The sequence below is a fragment of the Sphingobacterium sp. MYb388 genome, assembly GCF_037479535.1.
GTDB lineage: Bacteria > Bacteroidota > Bacteroidia > Sphingobacteriales > Sphingobacteriaceae > Sphingobacterium > Sphingobacterium anhuiense.
The window spans coordinates 965,698-986,630 of the sequence record NZ_JBBGYV010000001.1; the positions used below are offsets into that span (position 1 = coordinate 965,698).

Below are 20,933 nucleotides of genomic sequence, written 5' to 3' on the forward strand. Positions count from 1 at the left end.
CGATCCAGCTCGTATGAATCAGTTCATAAAAGTATAATCTGTGTATCCTCGGGCATCGCCTCCTCCAAATAAAGTATGATTGTCTGATATGTCATTTAAGGGAGCTTCCAATTTAACACGTTGCGGATAATCCGGATTTGTTAAAAATTTCCTTCCAAAACCTATTAAGTCAACCAAATTGTCTGCTAATAGTTTTTCTCCTTCTTCAGGAGTTTTATTTCCTGTTACGATGATGGTATTTGTGAATTTTTTTCTCAATTCTAATCTGAATATTTCTGGAATTAAGGGTGCATCTGCCCAATCTGCTTCACAGAGATGGATGTAGGCAATATCTAATTTATTTAATTCCGCCGCGGCTAACATAATTGTATCAAGTATTTCGGCATCGTCCATATCCTTAAAAGTAATGAACGGAGAAAGACGTACGCCTGTTCTTTCTTTACCTACAGCCATAATTACAGCTTTGGTAATCTGAATTAATAATCGAATCCTGTTTTCTTGAGTACCTCCATACGCATCGATTCTTTGATTGGAGTTGCTCCGTAAAAACTGATCAATCAAATAACCATTAGCTCCGTGAATTTCTACTCCGTCGAAACCAGCTTCTATTGCATTTTTTGCTCCTTGTGCAAATTCTTGAATGACCACCTCAATATCTTCTTGCGTCATTTCTCTTGGTTCTTCGACAGGTACAAAAGTAGCATCTCCATTGGGTGCACCATCAAATATATAAACATTCGTATCTTTTGCTATTAATGCCGATGGTGCAATAGGTTGTAATCCGTTAACTTTGGAAGATGAAACTCTTCCAACATGCCACAGTTGTAAAAAGATCTTGCTACCGGCATGATGTACGGCTTTTGTTGTTAATTTCCAACCTTCAATTTGTTCTTGGGTATAAATTCCAGGTGTTTTTGCATAGCCCTTTCCTTGTAAAGAAACTTGGGTAGCTTCTGTGATGATAAGTCCTGCAGATGCTCTTTGGGCATAGTATGTTGCCATTAAAGCATTCGGAATATCGCCGGGTTGTGATGCCCTTGAGCGTGTCATCGGAGCCATCAGGAAACGGTTTTTTAATGCTATCCCTTTCAGGATATAGGATTCGAAAAGTTTTGTAAACATTTTATTTCGTTTTGTAAATATTTTATTGATGCTATTGTGATAAAGCTGGGGTAATCTGTATTTCGGGTTAAAATTTTAGTACTACTTTACCGATTGTTTTCCCACTTTCCAATAGACGGTGCGCCTCTTTTAGGTTATCTGCCGTAAATCCTTCTATGGTCTTATTAAGGGTTGACTGTAAAGTCCGTGCATCTAAGAGTTGGGCAATTTTGTTTAGGATATGATGCTGTTCTATCAGGTCTTCTGTTTGAAACATGGAACGTGTAAACATGAGCTCCCAATGAAAGCTGACACTTTTGCCTTTTAGCTGGCGGAGGTTTACCGGTTCTGTCGGATCGCTGATTGAACCTATTTTTCCCTGTGGTTTGATGAGTGCCACCATCGCATCCCAATATTGATTTACATCTACAAAATCTACAATAATATCTACCGAATCAAAACCGGTATTGCTGACTTCGTTCACTAAATCTTTGTGGTTCACAACATAGTCTGCTCCAAGCTTTTTGCACCATTCAATTGTGTCTGGTCTCGATGCTGTTGCAATAACTTGTAATCCTAAAATGTTTTTAGCCAATTGTATGGCCACGGAACCCACGCCACCTGCACCGCCGATAATCAATATGGACTTACCTTTGTCTTTGTCAGGATCCAGTCGTAAACGGTCAAACAAAATTTCGTAGGCCGTAAGCGCCGTTAAAGGCATTGCAGCAGCTTCTGCAACGCTTATCTTTTGTGGAGCAAAGCCAACAATGCGCTCGTCCACCAATTGATACTCCTGATTGGAACCGTCTTTTGTAATGTCTCCTGCGTAGAAAACATGATCTCCTTTTTTGAAAAGCGTCGCTTTATCTCCAATTTCTTCCACAGTACCTACAGCATCCCAACCAATGATTTTTGGTTCATTCAAGACGTTGTCTTTTGCGGCGCCCTGTCTAATTTTATAATCGACCGGGTTGATGGAGATGGCCTCGATTTTTACTAAAATATCATGTCCTGTTGGTAGAACTATTTCTTTTTCAAATTCAATGAAGCTTTCTACTTCGTTGATAGGTAATGATTTTTTAAATCCTATTGCTTTCATTTTGTCTAATTTTGTTTTTAAATAAGTGGTCTGCGGCATAACTGTTATTATTTATTTGGGTAATCAATTGGTAAAAAAACAAGGCATAAATCATTTGTATACCCATTGCTTCCCAATTTTCAATGGTGCTGCTTCCAAATAGTAATAAAATAATAAGGATAGCACCAGCAACACTTGTGCGATATGTAAATAAGCCAATGATGAGCAGTAATCCAATGAGGAATTCTGCGAAAGGCAAAGCCAGTCCGAATATTTTGATCGAAAAGGAAGGAAGCCAGCTTTTTTGAAAATTGGTCACCATGTTATCACTAAAAGCATCAAGTTTTGGAATACGCGCTAAGCCGTGTCCCAGCATATTGACACCCATTGCTACTCGCAGTAAAGCATAGGCGACCAAAGAATTATTTGTCTTCATATCTGTTTTGATTTATATCGATTTAATTTTTCAATAGTTTTAAATTACAGTACAAAATTAGAGTCGCAAGGCTAGGGGTTTTAGTAAATTTAAATGTTTTTTTTGTATAAATTCATTGTTATGAACTGAATAGATCTGGATACGGAGGTGATGCAATCTATTGCAGGTGCCAGATCTGATCGCTGGGGTGAAATATTTGGGACGAAGTTATCGGAATGCAGAAAATGATGCTGTAATAAGTATAAACTATTAGGATAGGTGGTTTATGCCTGTTGGCTTCACACAAATACTTGATTTTACCGTTAGCAGAACTTTGCTAGCGATACGTTGTTATCATTGCGAATATGTGATGCGGTGTTTATAAGAATTGAGGTATTTCCCGGAAAGAACCTATTTTTAAAATTTTAGCGAAACAATAGTCGAGCTGAAATTTGGACCATATGATCTTTTATTCAACATGAATGAGGAGGAGAGCGAGACTACCTTTTTTTAAGGTTTCCTCATGGAAAAATTGTTGGAGAGCATAATACTTGGATCATCAAGATCGATCACTCGGAGAATATTATTAAAGCTCATGGGAAACTGAAAATAACCTGTAGGACACAATGTAAAAATCGACCTTCCACAGTATGCCGATAGCATATTTGATGGAAAGTAAAATCAGTAGAAAGTTGACGTATAAAATTAATCAATAGCCTTAAATTGTATGGACAATCAAAAATTAAGTTCCATTGCGCTGATTGGTGGGGGGCCAGCCGCTTTATTTATGTTAAAGGAGATTGTCAACCAAAATCTTGCGGTTGAACATATCTCCATTTTCGAAAAAAATGAACGTTTGGGAGTTGGAATGCCTTATGGTAAATATGGGGCCCGTAAGGAACACTTGGCCAATGTTTCGGCCAACGAAATTCCAGCATTAATTGACGACGTCCCAACTTATCTGTCACGTTATGCTGGAACTGATTTTCCGGATTACTATGCGCATGGTAAATCCAATCCCTATCAGGTTTTACCAAGACTTCTTTTAGGGGATTATCTTGAAAATCAATTTCACCAATACATAGCCTTAGCCATCAAGCGTAAAATAAAGGTGGACGTTTTTACCGAGACCGAAGTGATTGATCTGGTATATGACAGGGCAAATGAATTTTACTCCGTATTTACGGCCACTGATGATGAATATGAAGCTGAAATAGTTGTTATCTGTACCGGGCATTATTGGCCCGAAACTTTTGAAGGAAAGATAAAAGGCTGGTACGATTCGCCCTATCCACCTACTAAATTTGATCAAATGACTAATTTTCCGGTCGCTATTAAGGGTGCTTCTCTAACTGCTGTCGATGCCGTAAAGACATTATCTCGTCTGAACGGCCGTTATATCGTTGAGAATGATCAGGTGAGTTATGTGCTGCATGAAGAATCGCCCAATTTTTCGATCCATTTATTTTCCACAGGAGGTTATCTACCTGCACTGCGTTTTCATTCGGAAGAGGAACCTTATGCGGTATCCTGGTCCATGACACTGGATGAGATTTATGAATACAAAGAGAAAAATGACGGTTTTGTAGATCTTAACTACGTTTTTGAGCGAAATTTCAAATGTCCGTTGCAGAAAAGTGATCCTGCTTTTTATGAAAAGATAAAAGAAATGACGATTGAGGAGTTTGTGGAAGAAATGCTGCGCATCCGAAATGAACTTGACAGTTTTACGCTTTTTAGAGCGGAATATCTCGAAGCAAAAAAATCCATTGACAGAAGGCAGTCGATATCCTGGAAGGAAAAACTGGCTGCTTTTAGCTATGCCATGAACTATCCTGCTAAACACTTCTCTGCAGAAGATATGCTTCGGTTGCGGAGGGTTTTATTGCCGCTCATCAGTGTGATTATTGCTTCTTTGCCTCAGGAATCCTACAGAGAAATTATTGCTTTGTATGAAGCTGGTGTCATTGACCATATTCAAGTCGATAAAGCAAGTCAGGTAGACCCTCATCATGATTTCGGTGCCATTTATAGCTACATGGACACTGAGGGTAAACAAAAGAAAACGCATTATAAATTATATGTTGACGGTACAGGACAACAACCATTGGAATTTAATGACATGCCGTTTGAAGGGATCAAAAACGAAGGTCTGATCAGTACAGGATACCTGAATTTTAAGAATAAGGCTGAAGGGGAGAAGTATTTTAACGAAAAGGGTTATCATGTGAAAAGCAGTACTAACAATTTTTATATGCAGGTAAAGGGACTGAGTATTAATGACCATTTTCAGGCACTTGATGCTTTTGGAAGTGCTACTAAAAATCTATTTATTATGGCTGTACCATTTATTGGCGGGCTGAATCCGGATTATTCAGGTCTTGACTTCTGTGACACTGCAAGTGAGCGTATAGTGAAGTTCATAAAGAATAAGGGGTGAGATTTTTGTTTTAAGATTATTTGGCCTTTATCCATTCCATTCGGCAGTCTGTTGCGCCTGTATTTTCGTCCAACATTTCTTCGATAATCCGAAAACCGTGTTTCTGATAAAAATGGATTGCTTGTTCATTCAAGGCGTACACATTTAACGAAAGCTGATCACATTTTGTCTTTATGAACTGCAGAAGTGCAGAACCGTATCCTTCTCCTTGATGAGCAGGACTTATAAATAAGGCTGCAATATGATCGTCTACGACTGATAGAAAACCTTTAATACTATTCGATTCATCTTCCAAAATCCATGTTTTACTGGATGGTAAATAAATATCTTTCATCTTTTGAGCGCTATTGATCCAGAAGGATGAATCTATAAAATGATGTGCTTTTATTGAAGCTTCCAGCCAGATATCAATTAAATGACTGTAGTCATCTTGTACAGCAATTCTTATCATATTAAATTCTTAAGGGTTTTAAGTCGTTCCATATATTTTAATTTAACGATAGCGTTTTATTGAAATCAATAACCTGCTATTTTATTTTCATTCGCATAGATTTACTAAAGGTTTCAAAACCTTCACGCAGATACAATGCCTCTGCTAAGGTGTTTTTTGCCAGTACACTTAGTTCTAGATAATCTGCTTCCTGCTCTTTTGCCCATTGCTTGATGCGGTCAATCAATGCTTTTCCAATTCCTTTTCCGCGCATATTCTGATCAACCACAATATCCATTAAATACATGCATTTTAACGGAACAAAACAATTATAGGGCGGGCTTTCCTCTAATTTTGCAATGGCAAAACCTTTTGCCTCTCCATCTATAGTGTAAATGAATGCAACAAAATTATCTGCTGCGGCAACTACTTGCTGAAGAAAAGCTTCATCCTGAAGGGCAGGCTGAAGGTAATCCGGTTCATAGTTTGCCAGCTGTTCAAATAGCAGGGAATAAAGTATTTTTATCTGTGGAAGATCTGCCGGTGTTGCTTTTCTAATATCCATATGTTTTTCGAGCTAAATTAAAATCGATTTCATTATCTTTTTAGCTTTATTTAAGTTTTTGAATGGTCGTGCAAAATTCCTGTAAGGTGTTGATCAATTTGGCAACATGTAGGCCATCGCAAACGGCATGGTGCACTTGTACGGCCAATGGCATAAGGATTTTGTTTCCTTCCGTCTGGTATTTTCCAAAAGTAAAACTGGGGGCAAAATAGTCCGTAAAATCAGCAATATTGAGGTTAAAACTCTCAAAATGAATCCACGGAAGTGCCGAAATATTAAAATGATTTTTGGGAGCTTTTTCAGGGAGGAAGCTCCTATTGTTTTCATTTCTTTGAAGGACCGCGTTATAGCTGGCTATAAAATCCTGGAAGCTGGCCGTATAGGGTACAGAAAGTGCAGAAAAAGTTTCTGTGTCCTGATGAAGGACGGTATAAACCGGGTTTACAGAATCCCAAATAATCAAGTCACCATCTTTCATTGCCATTTTAAACTCAGGATGTTGGTTCACGGCTTTTGACAGCAGATAAATCATCACAGGATAAAATTTAAATCCCTGTTCTTTTACAAAAGGAATAACCGCTGAAATATCTAATTTAACGGTCAAACTGAATCCGCACTTTATCGCATCACGATAAGCATCAAAGTGTTCCTTCCGGTTCCACTTTTCTATATTTACTGTTTTGTATGCTGTCATGATCGTATTGTTTTTTAATAGGTGTATTTTTATACGCCTAGTTTGTTTTGAGTTATTGGATACAAGTTACAAAATATGCCAGACAAGAACGAAATGTGAAATTCTACGCAGAGAAATTGTATTTAGCGCCACATTGTTTAACCACATTATGAAAGTCGGAACTGGAAAATGCATGTTGCAGAGGATTGGCCATGTGGTTGTAATACAGGCTAAATCAGTATCGCCATTCAGGTATCAACTTGATATTTTTCTCATCAGCGTTTCCAAGGGGCCATTCTTATATTTTGTCTTCCATATTTTGCTGAAATAGTAACTGAAGATAAAATATACTATAGAGAATGTTAATATCCACAAGGGGTGTACAGAATCTGTTTGATTGATCTTTGCTCCATAGGGTTTACCGGAGAGGAGTGAAAAAATAATCATTCCGATGGTTAAGTGCGCGATGTAATGGGTGAGGGTCATTTGTCCAGTTATTGCTAAATTTTGGATAAATTTATTTTCTAAAAAAAACGAACTGCTATACATGAAACCTGCGATCAGCATCAGTCCAAAACCTATTGTGCTCAACAAAAATGGTAAAAGGGGAGGAAGGTAATCTGCAGTAATGATCTCTATCAATTCTTTATTGGTAAAAATATTTTGAGCGCAGATCTGTAATATGGTAACGGGTATAAAAAGTGCTGCTCCTAATAGAAATACCCTTTTTTTGGTGATCAATAATGTCCAATTTAATCTGCCGAGATACATTCCGGTGGTAAAATAGGCTATCCAAGGAAAAACACTGTTCCAGCCATTGTAAAATGTGTTTCGTATAAATCCCGGTATCGACCATAGATCGGTATATTCAAGAGTATCAAAGTTCCATCCTTTTTCGAATGGAATAATAAGCAGTAACACATGGAAAACCAAGATTGATAGAATACTAGCGATCAGGTAATATCTTGTGGGTAAAAATAAAAGAAAAGTGGCAATGAATAGGTATAATCCATAGAAATGCAGGATATCTGCTGGCCACCATATGCTGAGCAACAATCCTAAAACGAATAGGAACAATGCTCTTTTTAAAACAGTATGTCTTAGTTTTTTCCTCTCTTCGGCCGTATAATGTGGTCTATTGGTCATCAAAGCTATTCCCATTCCTGCAAGCATGACAAATATAGTACTTGAATTTCCACTGAAAAGTGATAGAAATTTTCCGACCGGACTTGTGTCGTTATAATTCCCAAACACCATATTAAAGTTGACAATATACATTCCAAAAATGGCATATGCTCTAGCTAAATCAAACCCAATAATTCTACTTTTGTTACCCATAATATTGAATGTTTAAATGAAAATTCAAATTTCTAAGATTGAATCTGCATTCCATTTGATTTAGGTCAAATAATCAAATTTTGGATCTGATTCTGCTCAGTGTTTCCATGGATATGCCTAAATAAGAAGCAATATAGGTAAGTGGAACTTCAAGAATAATGTGAGGCTGTTGCCGGAGTAACTGTAAGTATCTCTCAGTTGCATTGCGTGTTCGAAATTCAAATAACCTTTTTTCGAGCCACATCGCATAATATTCTGTCATCATCAGATCAAGTTCAACCAGTTTTGGGAACTTTGCTTTAAGCATCTGAAATGATTGCGCCTCGGTCTGGTAAACCGTTACATCTGTGACGGCTTGAATAAATTCTTTACTGGGTTTTTGAAGTACATAGCTATCAAATGAAACCGCAATATCATGTTCAAAAATAAGCTCGGTTGTAATTTCCTTCGTATCATTCCAATAGAATTTTCGTAGGATTCCCTGTTCAATCCAGAAACTATACCGACATAGTTTATCTTGATGTAAGAGAAATTCCCCTTTTTTATATCTTTTTAATTCTCGAATATTTTCTAAAGCGGATAAGGTTTCAGAATCTAAATTTTGAATCAGTTCATCTATTTTTTTGAGTTGTATTTCTTCGGTCATATCCGCATGGTCTTTTTCATTTTGTTATGGCAAGCTAAACTACGCTAAAATAATGAGGCGTTTGGGTTAAAAGCAAGATTATAATCCCATATGTAAAATCGGATATGCTTTGCCTTGTCCATCAATTTCGGATCTGTTCAGTATCTGAAATCCGATATGCGTATAAAATCCAACGGCTTGTAAATTTTGTTCATTAACATCCACTTTGGAGATCTTGAAATGATCTATACCGTGGGTCACCAGCTTTTTTCCGATTCCCTTGCCGCGAGCATTATGGTGAATAAATAGCATTTCAAGATTTTCACCAGAAATCCCCATAAATCCAATTAAAGTCCCATTGTCATCATATCCAAATAGTTTAACATGTTCAAAATAATTTGGGATATGTTCTTTATAATAATTGAAATCTTCTTCTTTAAGAAAATCGTGTGTATTTGATACTGCACTCTCCCATATTTTTATCAGAGTGGGATAATCTGTTATGTTAATTTTTCTAATCATGCTTGTATATATTAGTGAACAAAATTCTGGTATTTTTTACAGTAAACGCTGAACTCAGGTTAAAAAATGTACTTATATATGCCGCTTAAGGCTTGAGGGGTAATATCCTGATAAGAGGCAATATACTTGAATGGGATATAATTTAATACAGGACCCTATTCATAGTATGATAATCTAAACCTGATAAAGTTAATGTTTATTGCTGTTCTCTGTTGCGATTCCTTTGATTTGTGCAGTTTTCCCAAGGATATGTGTCAGTTATTATCGGTTGAAGCATGCTAACTTTGAATCATTAAAATGTTAGAATGATGGCACAGGAAAATCATAACCTCAAAAGTGGATACAGCCAATCAGTAAAGAGAAATTAATTTTATAAAATAACAAGCGCATGAACATCCTATCACAATACATCAGTTATTCCATATTTATCGGCGTTGGTGTCACGTTTTTTATGGATTTGTATGCTTTATTTATCAAAACTGCTTTTTAAAATTCCCTCTTTGGATTATGCTCTTGTAGGGCGTTGGATAGGTCATTTTAAACAGGGTGTCTTCGCTCATAAAAACATTGTGCATGCTGAAAAAATCACTGGTGAAAGGGCTTTGGGCTGGATGGCACATTACCTCATCGGTATTTCATTTGCGCTTTTACTTTTATTGATCTGCGGGCTGGACTGGTTGTACCAACCAACATTTTTAGTTTGTATAATTGTCGGAGTTGCGACTACTGCTGCTCCTTGGTTTATGATGCAGCCTGCGTTTGGTTTTGGCATCGCCGCATCTAAAACTTTTAAGCCTGTCACGGCGCGATTAAGAAGCCTACAGGCACATGCTATATATGGTTTTGGATTATATATAACCGCATTACTCTTGAATAAGCTCATTTTATAACCAAATATTATTATAATCGTAAGTTTTTATTATCTGTACGGAGCGTGAATAACCGAGTCGCTAAGCGCTATATTTCTTGTAGTTTATATTTCCTGAGATCAACAGTGAGTAATTGATCGGTGCTGACCTGAAAGTAGCGCGATAGCGCTAAGAGCACATCTAGTGGTGGAGCCGTTTTCCCGATTTCGTATTTCGCATAAGAATCTCTTGTAACAGCTAGTTCAGCAGCAATTTTTCCTTGTGTAAGTCCGGGTATCTGCATCCTGAGGTACCTGATATTATCAGACAAAATCGATAGTGTTGACATTTTGTGAATATTAATCACATCAAATGTAAGGATAAATGTGAAAAATATTAGCATTTTTACTAAATAATTTAGTGAAATGAATAGAGCGATTGTACATATGGATTTGGATACCTTTTTTGTATCCTGTGAGCGGCTGGTAAATTCGCAACTCAACGATATTCCATTGATTATTGGTGGAGGGGATCGGGGAGTGGTTTCTTCCTGTAGTTATGAAGCAAGAACTTTTGGTGTGCGGTCTGCGATGCCGATGAAGATGGCATTACGGCTCTGTCCTCAGGCCAGGGTAGTAAAAGGGGATATGGAATTATATTCCAAGATGTCCCATACGGTGACAGAAGTGATTGAAGAAAGTGCTCCAGTAATGGAGAAGGCTTCTATCGATGAGTTTTATCTTGACCTGACCGGGATGGATAAATTTTTCGGGGCTTATAAGTGGACCAATGAACTGGGAGCCAAAATTGAAAAGGAAACAGGTTTGCCTATCAGCTATGCTTTATCTATTAATAAAACGGTCAGTAAAATCGGCACAGGCGAATCCAAACCTCATGGTCATCGTGAAATACCTTCAGTGGGTGTTCATTCTTTTCTTAATCCATTATCCATTAGAAAGATGCCGATGGTGGGGAATGCTACTTTCCAGCTCTTATCACGAGTTGGGATCCGTACAATAGGTACATTGTCCGAAATTCCTGTTGAGGTGCTGCAGCAGATGATCGGGAAAAATGGGGTCGATTTATGGAAAAAGGCAAATGGGATTGATGAAACTCCTGTTATGCCCTATTCGGAAAGAAAATCGATTTCCAAGGAAAGAACTTTTAATAGCGACACCACGGATATTCGTGTCGTGAAAAGCCTCATCTCGGGTATGGCCGAACAGCTGGCTTACCAGCTGCGCTGTGAAAAATGGTTGACTTCCACCGTAGTAGTCAAGATCAGGTACTCTAATTTTGATACGGAAACGAAACAATGCCGTGTCACTTATACCTCTGCAGATCATACACTGACAAGGATCGCTTTAGAACTTTTTGATAAAATTTATACCAGACGGATGCGTCTTCGATTGGTGGGACTTCGGTTTACTGATCTGGTGCACGGAAGTTACCAAATGAATTTGTTTGAAGACAATACACAGCTTATCAATCTGTATCAGGCAATGGATGCCATCAAAATGCGCTATGGCAGTGATGCGGTGGGGAGGGCAGTAGGTTTTAATTTTTCAACTTAATTGTCTTATGTTTCTTAACTGCCACTCTTTTCACAGTCTTCGTTATGGAACACTTTCCATAGAGGAGCTCGTGGAGCAGGCCGCCGTCTTGGGGTTAAAGGAGCTTGTGCTGACGGATATCAATACCATTTCGGGCATCTATGAATTCAAAAAGAAATGTGAAGAAAAGAACATCAAACCGATTGCTGGTATTGAAGTTCGCAGAGGAAGTGAGCTGCTTTATATTACCATTGCAAAAGAGTTTCAGGGTATCGGAGAGGTGAACCGGGTTTTGACTTCCTATAATTGCGATGGGATTGACCTGCCGGCACAGCCTGATTTTCCAAACTGTTTTGTGATCTATCCCTTAAGCAATATTCCTGCGCAACTTCATGAAAATGAATATATCGGCATCCGGGAGGAAGAACTGAATAGCTTATTCCGTAAAGAGTATCAGGCGCTGATTGCAAAGATGGTGATCCTGCAACCTGTGACTTTCACAACGAAAAAGGAATTTAATCTACACCGGATACTGCGAGCAATTGACAACAATATGCTGCTGTCGAAATTGCCGAAAAGTGAAATTTGCAGTAAATGGGAGTACTTGAGGTCGGAACAATCGCTATTGGAGGCTTATCAGCATTATCCGCAAATCATTGCGAATACCAAAAATATACTTTCGGTATGCCAGTTCGAATTTGCGTTTACCACACGGAGAAATAAAAGACACTACAAAGGATCAAAGGAGCACGATATCAATAAATTAACAGCACTGGCTTATACAGGACTGGAAAGACGCTATGGCAAGGATCATGCAATAGCGAAACAGCGTGTTGAAAAGGAACTTCAGGTGATCGATGAATTAAATTTCAGCGGTTATTTTCTCATTACTTGGGATATCATCCGCTATAGCAACAACATGGGTTTTATGCATGTGGGTAGGGGAAGCGGAGCCAACAGCATAGTTGCATATTGCTTGGGCATAACGGATATCTGTCCTTTGGAACTGGATCTTTACTTCGAGCGATTTCTAAATTTAAACCGAAAAAGTCCGCCCGATTTTGATATTGACTGGAGCTGGCAGGAGCGGGATATGATATTGAAATATATCTTTGACCGTTATGGAAAAAACCATGTTGCTTTTTGTGGTACGAATGTCGAATTTAAGTACCGTTCCATTATTCGTGAGATGGGTAAGGTATTTGGTTTACCGAAAGAGGAGCTCGATGAACTGACCAAAAATCCGGAAAAAATTTTTAAAGATCAGGTGGTCCAGAAAGTGCAGGAGTATGGAAAGTTATTGGAAAAGTTTCCCAATCAGCGCAGCATGCATGCCTGTGGGATTATTATCTCTGAGGAACCGCTTACCAATTTTACGGTTCTTGAAATGCCTCCCAAAGGTTTTCCGATCGTGCAGTGGGATATGCATGTTGCGGAGGATATCGGTTTTGATAAATTTGATATTCTGTCGCAACGTGGACTCGGGACTATCAATGATACGGTGAAACTATTGGAAGAAAAACGGGGAATTAAAGTAAACATTAGGGATACGACGCTTTCCAAGGATGAAGCTCTATGTAATGAATTTTTAAGCCGGGGGAAAACGATCGGATGTTTTTATATTGAAAGTCCTGCGATGCGCGGTCTGCTGCGAAGATTGAAATGTGATAATTATAAGGTGCTGGTGGCGGCATCATCGATTATACGTCCCGGTGTAGCGCAAAGTGGTATGATGCGGGAATATATTTTTAGGCATAATAATCCAGATCAGTTTGAATATTTTCATCCGATATTTGAAGAACAGCTCGGTGACACCTATGGTATTATGGTTTATCAGGAAGATGTGATTAAAATTGCACTCCATTATGGCGGGGTTTCTGCTGCTGATGGTGATATATTGCGTAGGGCCATGAGTGGAAAAGGCAGATCGCGTAAGGCGCTTCAAAAAGTAAAGGATGATTTTTTTGAATCTTGCAGGCAACAGGGGCATCCGGAAGAACTGAGTACAGAAATCTACCGGCAGATTGAATCTTTTGCTGGATATTCATTCTGTAAGGCGCATTCTGCTTCTTATGCCGTGGAGAGTTACCAGAGCTTATACCTCAAACTCTATTATCCTCTTGAATTTATGGTATCTGTCATCAATAATATGGGCGGTTTCTACAGAACGGAAGTGTACATCCATGAGGCCCGGATGTCTGGCGCCAAGATCCTGAATCCATGCGTGAACAGGAGTGAGCAGCAGACTACCATCTATGGTGATGAGATTTATCTGGGATTTATGCATCTGGAGAAAGTGGAAGCGAAACTTGGCCGGTTGATTCCTGAAGAAAGGATCAGAAATGGGGAGTATCGCTCTTTGGAAGATTTTATTAAACGTATTCCGATCGGTATTGAAACCTTGCAGATTTTGATCTTTATTGGAGCTTTTCGGTTCAGCGGTGTGCCCAAAAATGAGCTATTGTTAAAATCTAGGGTGCTGCTCGGTGATTTTAAACCTGGACGTCGCGCTGAAACCCTATTTGAGGAGCCTGTCAAGCATTTTAAATTTCCGGAATTGAAACGCAACATCTTTGAGGATGCTTTTGACGAGATAGAAATCTTAAGTTTTCCGGTCTCATGTACACCCTTCGATCTGCTGCAGACAAAGTATAGGGGAACAGTGATGGCTAAAGATCTAATCCAACATCATAAAAAGGAGGTCAAAATGCTTGCTTATCTGATCTCACGGAAGCATGTACCTACAAAAAGGGGAATCATGTATTTCGGAACCTGGGTGGACAACAATGGTGATTATTTTGATACGGCTCATTTTCCGGACTGTCTGGAACGGTATCCTTTTCAAGGGGGCGGATGCTATTTACTCTTAGGAACGGTAGAAGTGGACTTCCATTTTCCGACCATAACCATAACGAAGATGGCAAAGATGCCTTTTATTCCTGATCCACGTTACTCACATGATGAGGAAAAGAAGTATGAAGTGCAGGAACGTATGAGAGAAGATGTCAGCATGACTTTTAGAGCTCCTTACCCACAAGAACATGAGATTGGGCTGCCCAGGATGAAAACAGTGAAGGAGTAACCAAGTTGCGCTGTGACAATTAAAGTTGTGAGTAAATCAGTCAGTGATATGCGATATGAGGATATAAAAGGTAAGCCCAGGGGAGTAAATCAGATAAACGAGTGTGAACCGAAGTGGTTTTGATTCATTTAGCGTCCCTGTTTTGGAAGGAGATAGGGCGATCTGCAGTTTATTTTAGCCTACCCTTTTTTGAGGGTAGGCCAATCAATGGTTGCTAGCTGTGTTAGGCTTGTTTTTAGATGATGTTGCCGAATCATCCAGATCCTTATTGAGCTGATCGATAATAGCCATCAGTTTATTTTTCAGAATACGAATCTCATGATGAAGTTTGGTTTTGTCAAACTTGAGGTGCTGTGCTTCGGTCATCTTTATCCCATTGGCTGTATAAATAGGATTTACAAAGTTTTGTCCCCCCAGTTTTTTAGTTTCCCCTTTTGAAAATTTCACTTTTTGAAAATAGTGGTGGTATACGGTAAGTCCTCCCGCGGTTAAATTACTAAAGATACTCCTGTTCTCATCGCTGTCGTAATTGCTGGATGCGGGTATTTCGCCTGTGCTGCTGATCTTTTTTTTGACATATTGGATCAGTTTTTTAGATAAACTATTACTTTTGCTGTCAAATTGTACCGTAGAATAGCGTGCCACCTGTTTCAATTTGAACAGGATATCATTCAGATAGTTCCGTTGTTTATCTATGTCGGCTATATCTTCTAATGTTTTATCCAGCAAATCGAAACATTGATTGAGAAAACCGATGTGATTGAAATTTATACTGATCATAAATTTAATAAAACAATGGTTATAATCCCTGTCCCACGTATCGTGGGCAATGTGTCTGAGTACCCTTAGAAGTTTGATGAAGAATAATTGTTGTTCATAGCTGAGGTTCCGTCCGGGCGCACGGAACTGATCTTCCAATACGTGCTGAATCTCAATTAGAAAGCATTCGGAAACATCTTTTTCTATTAAAGTAGCTTTTAGAGCAGGAAACTGCTCCATGATTTCTGTTTTTAAGACATGAAGGTGAAATTGTGTAAGCGATGCCTGTGGGTCCATATCCTTGCTATAGCTGGTTTCAATATGGATCAGGAATTGGTAGTATTTGAGAATTGTTTCATCGGCCTGTTTATGTTTATAACGGTAGAGCTCATCCAACAAATTGCATAACTGTCTATAGAACAGCCTGAATGATTTGCGTGTTAGTAATAATATTTCTTTGTTGCCATGTCGTAGAACAAATTCTTGTTCTAACTGGAAGATGATAGCAAGAAGGTTTTGATCGGCTTTAACATGTTCTTCTTCATTTAAATGTGGAATGCCATAATATAGTATGACTCTCTCCAGCTTAAGTAATACTCGGTTCATAGCTGCTATAATTTGGTTTAAATTAATTTTCTTACACTTAAAGATGTAATATTTCTTTTGGAAAAACCAGTAGATCGTGTTAAATTCTTGATGTTGGGAAAAAATATTTTACATCAATCCTAGAAATGATGCCTGGAGCTCTGTTATGAGGGAATTAGATCATTTGACCCCGGTATTGTTTATGTAACAAATAGAGCTTCTCAAAAAGAAATACTATCATTTTATTGATATTCAATATAGAGTGACAAGTGACGAAGTAATGAGTGACGGAGTAACCAGTAATGAGTGACGGAGTAACCGGTAATGAGTGACAGAGTAACCGGTAATGAGTGACAGAGTAACCAGTAATGTAGTGACGGAGAAATCAGTAATGTAGTGATAAGTGAAGTAGGGGTATAAATAACAAAGTCCATCTCGTTTGAGATGGACTTTGTTGGTGGTGCCAGCTGGATTCGAACCAGCGACACAAGGATTTTCAGTCCTTTGCTCTACCGACTGAGCTATGGCACCTTCCAAGTTTTTGTTTTAAATCTGTTACTTTCAGATTTGGTGGTGCCAGCTGGATTCGAACCAGCGACACAAGGATTTTCAGTCCTTTGCTCTACCGACTGAGCTATGGCACCTTCCAAGTTTTTGTTTTAAATCTGTTACTTTCAGATCTGGTGGTGCCAGCTGGATTCGAACCAGCGACACAAGGATTTTCAGTCCTTTGCTCTACCGACTGAGCTATGGCACCTTAACCTGCATCCCCGTTTAACTTTGAATGCGATGCAAATATACCCCGATAATTCGAATTCTAAAATTTTTCACCCATTTATTTCATGTATTTTTTTGAAAGACTTGATTTTGATACAGATAAAATTTACAAGAAATTAACACGTAAAAATTTCAAATAGCCTATCTTTGCATTTCAATAAAATAAAATGAGTAAAAGAGGAAGAGTATTAGTTGCTATGAGTGGGGGTGTTGACAGTTCGGTCGCGGCTGTCATGCTTCATGAACAAGGATATGAAGTCATAGGGATCACGATGAAGACTTGGGACTATGCTGCTTCTGGTGGCTCGTCTAAGGAGACCGGATGCTGTAGCTTGGATAGTATCAACGATGCACGTTCTTTGGCGGTGAATTATGGTTTCCCACATTATATACTGGATATTAGAGATGAGTTTGGCGATTTTGTTATTGACAACTTTGTTGATGAATATATTGCCGGCCGTACGCCAAACCCTTGTGTATTGTGTAATACCCATATCAAATGGGAGGCTTTAATGAAACGCGCCAATAAATTGGACTGCGAATTTATTGCTACAGGTCACTATGCCAATATTCGTCTTCACGATAATAACCGTTACGTGATTTCGAAAGGTAAGGATGAAAACAAAGATCAGTCTTATGTACTTTGGGGTGTTGCACAGGAAAACCTGGCACGTACGCAATTTCCATTGGGATCGTTCACGAAAAAAGAAATTCGCCAGATGGCATTGGATATGGGACAGGTGGAGCTTGCTAATAAAGCGGAAAGCTATGAAATCTGTTTTGTACCGGATAATGACTACCGTGCATTCTTAAGACATAAAGTGCCTACTTTGGATCAACAGATCGGTCCTGGTAACTTTATCCTAACAGATGGTACTGTGGTAGGACAGCATATCGGTTATCCTTATTTTACGATCGGACAGCGTAAAGGTCTTGGTATCGCATTGGGTAAACCGATGTTTGTAGTCGAGATCCTTCCGGAGAGTAATACCGTGGTGCTGGGTGAAGAACATGAGCTTGAAAAATCATTCGCTTATGTGCGGAATGTAAATTTGGTTAAATATGCTTCTTTGGAGCAGCCTATGGAAGCGATATCTAAGGTGCGTTATAAAGATGCTGGTGCTCTATCTACAATCTCACAACAGGGGGACATGGTAAAGATCGACTTTGTACATAATGTAAAAGGTATTGCTCCTGGTCAATCGGCTGTTTTCTATGAAGGCAATGATTTGATCGGTGGTGGCTTCTTAATGAAATAGTCTATACAGATTTATATAAAATAGGAAAGGTCTTAAAATTCAATTTTAAGACCTTTTTTCGTTGCGTGGGCTCGTTGCTATTTGTAAGATTCGATGATTTGATTGATTCTCCATTCTTGATTTACGTTACATAGGGTGATACATTCAACTTTTGTGAAATTGTCATACTTCATTTCTACTTTGGCCATAACACAGTTCTCATTTTTCTCCATGATGGTGTAGGTTGTTTTACAGTTCTGCTTTAGTCCTTTGCTTGACTTTAAAAAATTGACAACTTCTGATTTGCTGTATGTTTTTGTTTTTGCATTGGATGATTGGGTCCATTTGAAGTCATCGGAGAACAAGTGCTGTATACCTTCTGTATTACCATCTGCAGCGATCTGTACGTAACTGTCAATTACCGTTATGGGATTTGTGTTTCTCGGAGTCTTTCCTTTTGCAAAACTCATGCTCGTCATTGCGACTAATGCTCCGATTAATGCAAATACGATAAAGATTGAGTTTAGTGAATTTTTCATGATTTTTAGCTTTTTAAGTTTTTTTGATTTGTGAATTATTTAATTGATTGAATCAAAGGTATATAAGGGGGCTAAAAGTCGGAATGGTAATCAGGTGAACAGTCGGGTAAACTCGGTAAATGGAGGGGAGGATTCGGTGAATCTTTTGTGAATTTGAAAAGCTCGGTAAAAAATCCGGTAAACGGGAGTTTTATTTGTCGCAAAGCAATTTGCCTATCTTGCTATGATCTGAAATTGGCGATTCTCACTTGTCTATTCTACAGGAGTTGTCTCTTAAAACAATAAGAGTGTTGTTTTATCTATCAGTATCTTCGTGATTTTTAATTTATTGAAGCTTCGTAATGATATTTCGTAAACGCTCTTCATGATCATCGCCCCATTGTCCTAAAGCCGCGATTACTGGAATTAAAGTTTTACCAAATTCGGTCAGGCTGTATTCCACTTTTGGAGGGACAATCGGATATATTTTCTTTACAATCAATTCGTGCTGTTCTAATTCTTTTAGCTGTATATGCAATACGCGGCGGGAGGCTCCGGGAATTTTGCGCTGGAGTTCGCTTGGGCGTTGATGTCCTGCATTTATAAACCAAAGTAAACGAATTTTCCATTTGCCATACAGTATTTCACCGATGAGGTCGAGACCACAATTTAGATCTAGGGGTATTTTTTTTTCATACATACGACAAAGCTATGGCTATGTTTCAAAATGTGCAATAGGGGAAAAATTTATCCCTATGCAATTCGTTTTTCCGTACTTGTGTAAACCGGCTGTGTCGCAGACCTTTGTTTTAAATATTTTAGAACATGGAACAGGAATTTAATTTTAATGATGAATTATCGGGCAAAATTGCTTTGGTAACTGGCGGTACAAAGGGAACAGGTAGGGCCATTGCGGAGCGGTTGCTTTATGCCGGGGCGACCGTAATCATTACAGCAAGAAATGAACCTCTGCAGGATAATGGAAAATTACACTTTATTCCGGCCGATTTAAGTACGTCCTCTGGTACGATAAAGGTCGTAGGTGAAATACTGCAACAATTTGGCAGGCTGGATATTTTGGTAAACAATATGGGCAGTTCTGAAACGAAAGGAGGAGGCTTTGCTGTTTTGAGTGATGAGGATTGGGAAAAGACGTTTTATACAAATTTGCTGGCTCCGGTTCGTCTGGATAGAGGGTTTTTGCCTCAGATGATAGCTCGCGGAAACGGCGTTATCGTTCATATAGCTTCTATTCAGGCTAGATTGCCTTTGTATGATGCCACATTACCTTATGCAGCGGCTAAAGCAGGATTGGTGAATTATAGTAAAAGCTTATCAAATGAAGTTTCACCAAAAGGTATTCGGGTGTTGACAGTCTCTCCGGGCTGGATCAAAACAGATGGTGCTACAGGGATGATGGATGAAATCGCGAAAAGAACTGGTATTTCTGTTGATGAAGCGGTGCAGCAGGTCATGGAAAGTTTGGGGGGTATTCCTTATGGCCGACCGGCAGAACCTCAGGAAGTGGCCGAATTGGTCGGTTTTTTAGTGTCACCAAGAGCGGCTTATTTGACAGGAACAGAATTTATTATTGACGGAGGTACAATTCCAACAATTTAAAAACCTTAAAAAAACACTTGAAATGAACATACCACAAGTAATGGCCGCATTAGTTCGTGCGCAGAACAATTTTGATTGTGTCTCCTATGCAATTTTTTTTTCCGAAACAGCCCTGATTGTTGACAAGAGTAATACATACAGGGGGAGAAAAGAAATTGAAAATTGGATTGTCGCAGCAAATGAGCAATATAAAACCGTCATGAAGCCATTGAGCTATAAAAAAGGAGAAACCGAAAGCATATTAAAAGCAGTAGTTTCTGGAAATTTTACTGGAAGCCCTGTTGTACTGTTTTACCATGTTCGGATTGTTAATGAGCAGGTACAATCATTGAAAATTACAGGATAAGGTATTTTTGTATGGTTAAATGTCATGCTTGAGGCCGTACTGGATGATGGTCTGAATAATGGGTAGCAATTCTTTTCCTTTTTCGGTCAAGGTATATTCGACCTTTGGCGGGATTTCGGCAAAGGACTTTTTATGGACAATATCTTTATCGCATAAAAACTTCAATTGGCTGATCAGCATTTTTTCACTGATTCCGACAATACAGCGCTTCAGTTCGCCGTAACGGATGGTGCGTTCGTTAATCTGGAAAATAATGAGCATGGTCCATTTTCCGCCAATGATTTCAAGTGTTTTCCTTAGGGGACAGTTTTCGTCAGAAATATTTATATTTATATTCATTGTGCTGTAAATCAGTAATTATTACTTTAACGTAAGTACCCTACTTTTAGGTAGGTACTTGACTATTGTACTGCAAAT

General features: G+C 38.7%; 21 protein-coding genes and 3 tRNA genes. 7 read left to right on the forward strand and 17 right to left on the reverse strand.

Annotation, left to right across the window (positions count from 1 at the left end; translation table 11 throughout):
* Positions 1–18: 18 nt before the first annotated feature.
* The 3 genes from WH188_RS04270 to WH188_RS04280 all read right to left on the reverse strand — a co-directional run bounded on the left by WH188_RS04270 (position 19) and on the right by WH188_RS04280 (position 2,618).
* The gene (locus WH188_RS04270) at positions 19–1,122 is read right to left on the reverse strand and encodes an alkene reductase (protein WP_132771315.1); all 1,104 of its coding nucleotides are present in this window, start codon (positions 1,120–1,122) and stop codon (positions 19–21) included.
* Positions 1,123–1,189: 67 nt separating this feature from the next.
* Positions 1,190–2,203: a zinc-binding alcohol dehydrogenase family protein gene (locus WH188_RS04275; RefSeq protein ID WP_339423354.1), complete on the reverse strand. Its 1,014-nt coding sequence runs from the start codon at positions 2,201–2,203 to the stop codon at positions 1,190–1,192.
* The gene (locus tag WH188_RS04280; RefSeq protein ID WP_132771317.1) at positions 2,184–2,618 is read right to left on the reverse strand and encodes a DoxX family membrane protein; all 435 of its coding nucleotides are present in this window, start codon (positions 2,616–2,618) and stop codon (positions 2,184–2,186) included. The genes WH188_RS04275 and WH188_RS04280 overlap by 20 nt, the downstream gene beginning before the upstream one ends.
* Before the next feature lie 706 nt (positions 2,619–3,324).
* Here WH188_RS04280 and WH188_RS04285 point away from each other — a divergent pair.
* Positions 3,325–5,037, forward strand: a complete 1,713-nt coding sequence (locus WH188_RS04285; RefSeq protein WP_132771318.1) for an FAD/NAD(P)-binding protein — start codon at positions 3,325–3,327, stop codon at positions 5,035–5,037.
* 16 nt (positions 5,038–5,053) lie between these two features.
* Here WH188_RS04285 and WH188_RS04290 read toward each other — a convergent pair whose 3' ends face one another.
* The 6 genes from WH188_RS04290 to WH188_RS04315 all read right to left on the reverse strand — a co-directional run bounded on the left by WH188_RS04290 (position 5,054) and on the right by WH188_RS04315 (position 9,190).
* Entirely contained in the window at positions 5,054–5,488 is a 435-nt protein-coding gene (locus WH188_RS04290; RefSeq protein WP_132771319.1) for an N-acetyltransferase, read from the reverse strand.
* A 76-nt stretch (positions 5,489–5,564) separates the two neighbouring features.
* Positions 5,565–6,032 carry a GNAT family N-acetyltransferase gene (locus WH188_RS04295; protein WP_132771320.1) on the reverse strand — a complete coding sequence of 156 codons (468 nt, stop codon included), beginning with the start codon at positions 6,030–6,032 and terminating at the stop codon, positions 5,565–5,567.
* A 46-nt stretch (positions 6,033–6,078) separates the two neighbouring features.
* Positions 6,079–6,726 (reverse strand): type A chloramphenicol O-acetyltransferase, encoded by a 648-nt coding sequence (gene catA / locus WH188_RS04300; protein ID WP_132771321.1) that lies wholly within the window; start codon positions 6,724–6,726, stop codon positions 6,079–6,081.
* Positions 6,727–6,960: 234 nt separating this feature from the next.
* Positions 6,961–8,043 (reverse strand): DUF418 domain-containing protein, encoded by a 1,083-nt coding sequence (locus tag WH188_RS04305; protein WP_132771322.1) that lies wholly within the window; start codon positions 8,041–8,043, stop codon positions 6,961–6,963.
* A 73-nt stretch (positions 8,044–8,116) separates the two neighbouring features.
* A complete protein-coding gene (locus WH188_RS04310; RefSeq protein ID WP_132771323.1) occupies positions 8,117–8,689 on the reverse strand; it encodes a Crp/Fnr family transcriptional regulator in 573 nt (190 codons plus the stop codon).
* 78 nt (positions 8,690–8,767) lie between these two features.
* On the reverse strand, positions 8,768–9,190 hold the full coding sequence (locus WH188_RS04315; protein ID WP_132771324.1) for a GNAT family N-acetyltransferase: 423 nt from the start codon (positions 9,188–9,190) through the stop codon (positions 8,768–8,770).
* A gap of 461 nt (positions 9,191–9,651) precedes the next feature.
* On the opposite strand from WH188_RS04315, the gene WH188_RS04320 reads away from it, so the two are divergent.
* The gene (locus WH188_RS04320; RefSeq protein WP_206368170.1) at positions 9,652–10,080 is read left to right on the forward strand and encodes a DUF2938 family protein; all 429 of its coding nucleotides are present in this window, start codon (positions 9,652–9,654) and stop codon (positions 10,078–10,080) included.
* Between the two features lie 67 nt (positions 10,081–10,147).
* Here WH188_RS04320 and WH188_RS04325 read toward each other — a convergent pair whose 3' ends face one another.
* On the reverse strand, positions 10,148–10,387 hold the full coding sequence (locus WH188_RS04325; RefSeq protein WP_206368172.1) for a helix-turn-helix domain-containing protein: 240 nt from the start codon (positions 10,385–10,387) through the stop codon (positions 10,148–10,150).
* Positions 10,388–10,463: 76 nt separating this feature from the next.
* Here WH188_RS04325 and dinB point away from each other — a divergent pair, with 76 nt between their 5' ends.
* Positions 10,464–11,612 carry a DNA polymerase IV gene (gene dinB, locus WH188_RS04330; RefSeq protein ID WP_132771326.1) on the forward strand — a complete coding sequence of 383 codons (1,149 nt, stop codon included), beginning with the start codon at positions 10,464–10,466 and terminating at the stop codon, positions 11,610–11,612.
* Positions 11,613–11,619: 7 nt separating this feature from the next.
* Entirely contained in the window at positions 11,620–14,673 is a 3,054-nt protein-coding gene (locus tag WH188_RS04335; RefSeq protein WP_132771327.1) for a DNA polymerase III subunit alpha, read from the forward strand.
* A 204-nt stretch (positions 14,674–14,877) separates the two neighbouring features.
* On the opposite strand, the gene WH188_RS04340 is transcribed toward WH188_RS04335, so the two are convergent.
* The 4 genes from WH188_RS04340 to WH188_RS04355 all read right to left on the reverse strand — a co-directional run bounded on the left by WH188_RS04340 (position 14,878) and on the right by WH188_RS04355 (position 16,774).
* Positions 14,878–16,038 (reverse strand): hypothetical protein, encoded by a 1,161-nt coding sequence (locus WH188_RS04340; RefSeq protein WP_132771328.1) that lies wholly within the window; start codon positions 16,036–16,038, stop codon positions 14,878–14,880.
* A gap of 434 nt (positions 16,039–16,472) precedes the next feature.
* Positions 16,473–16,548 (reverse strand) — tRNA-Phe (locus WH188_RS04345).
* Positions 16,549–16,585: 37 nt separating this feature from the next.
* Positions 16,586–16,661, reverse strand: a tRNA-Phe gene (locus tag WH188_RS04350).
* A 37-nt stretch (positions 16,662–16,698) separates the two neighbouring features.
* A tRNA-Phe gene (locus WH188_RS04355) sits at positions 16,699–16,774 on the reverse strand.
* A 187-nt stretch (positions 16,775–16,961) separates the two neighbouring features.
* Between WH188_RS04355 and mnmA the strand changes: the two genes are divergently transcribed.
* Entirely contained in the window at positions 16,962–18,053 is a 1,092-nt protein-coding gene (gene mnmA / locus WH188_RS04360; protein WP_132771329.1) for a tRNA 2-thiouridine(34) synthase MnmA, read from the forward strand.
* Between the two features lie 77 nt (positions 18,054–18,130).
* Here mnmA and WH188_RS04365 read toward each other — a convergent pair whose 3' ends face one another.
* Both WH188_RS04365 and WH188_RS04370 read right to left on the reverse strand, forming a co-directional pair.
* On the reverse strand, positions 18,131–18,571 hold the full coding sequence (locus tag WH188_RS04365) for a nuclear transport factor 2 family protein (protein ID WP_132771330.1): 441 nt from the start codon (positions 18,569–18,571) through the stop codon (positions 18,131–18,133).
* A gap of 325 nt (positions 18,572–18,896) precedes the next feature.
* Complete coding sequence (locus WH188_RS04370; RefSeq protein WP_021188877.1) at positions 18,897–19,250, reverse strand: winged helix-turn-helix transcriptional regulator; 354 nt, start codon at positions 19,248–19,250, stop codon at positions 18,897–18,899.
* Between the two features lie 125 nt (positions 19,251–19,375).
* On the opposite strand from WH188_RS04370, the gene WH188_RS04375 reads away from it, so the two are divergent.
* Positions 19,376–20,170, forward strand: a complete 795-nt coding sequence (locus WH188_RS04375; protein WP_168126027.1) for an SDR family oxidoreductase — start codon at positions 19,376–19,378, stop codon at positions 20,168–20,170.
* A 22-nt stretch (positions 20,171–20,192) separates the two neighbouring features.
* Positions 20,193–20,516, forward strand: coding sequence for a hypothetical protein (locus tag WH188_RS04380; RefSeq protein ID WP_031287704.1), 324 nt, complete (start codon positions 20,193–20,195; stop codon positions 20,514–20,516).
* A 15-nt stretch (positions 20,517–20,531) separates the two neighbouring features.
* On the opposite strand, the gene WH188_RS04385 is transcribed toward WH188_RS04380, so the two are convergent.
* Complete coding sequence (locus WH188_RS04385; protein WP_021189043.1) at positions 20,532–20,855, reverse strand: winged helix-turn-helix transcriptional regulator; 324 nt, start codon at positions 20,853–20,855, stop codon at positions 20,532–20,534.
* Positions 20,856–20,933 lie beyond the last annotated feature (78 nt).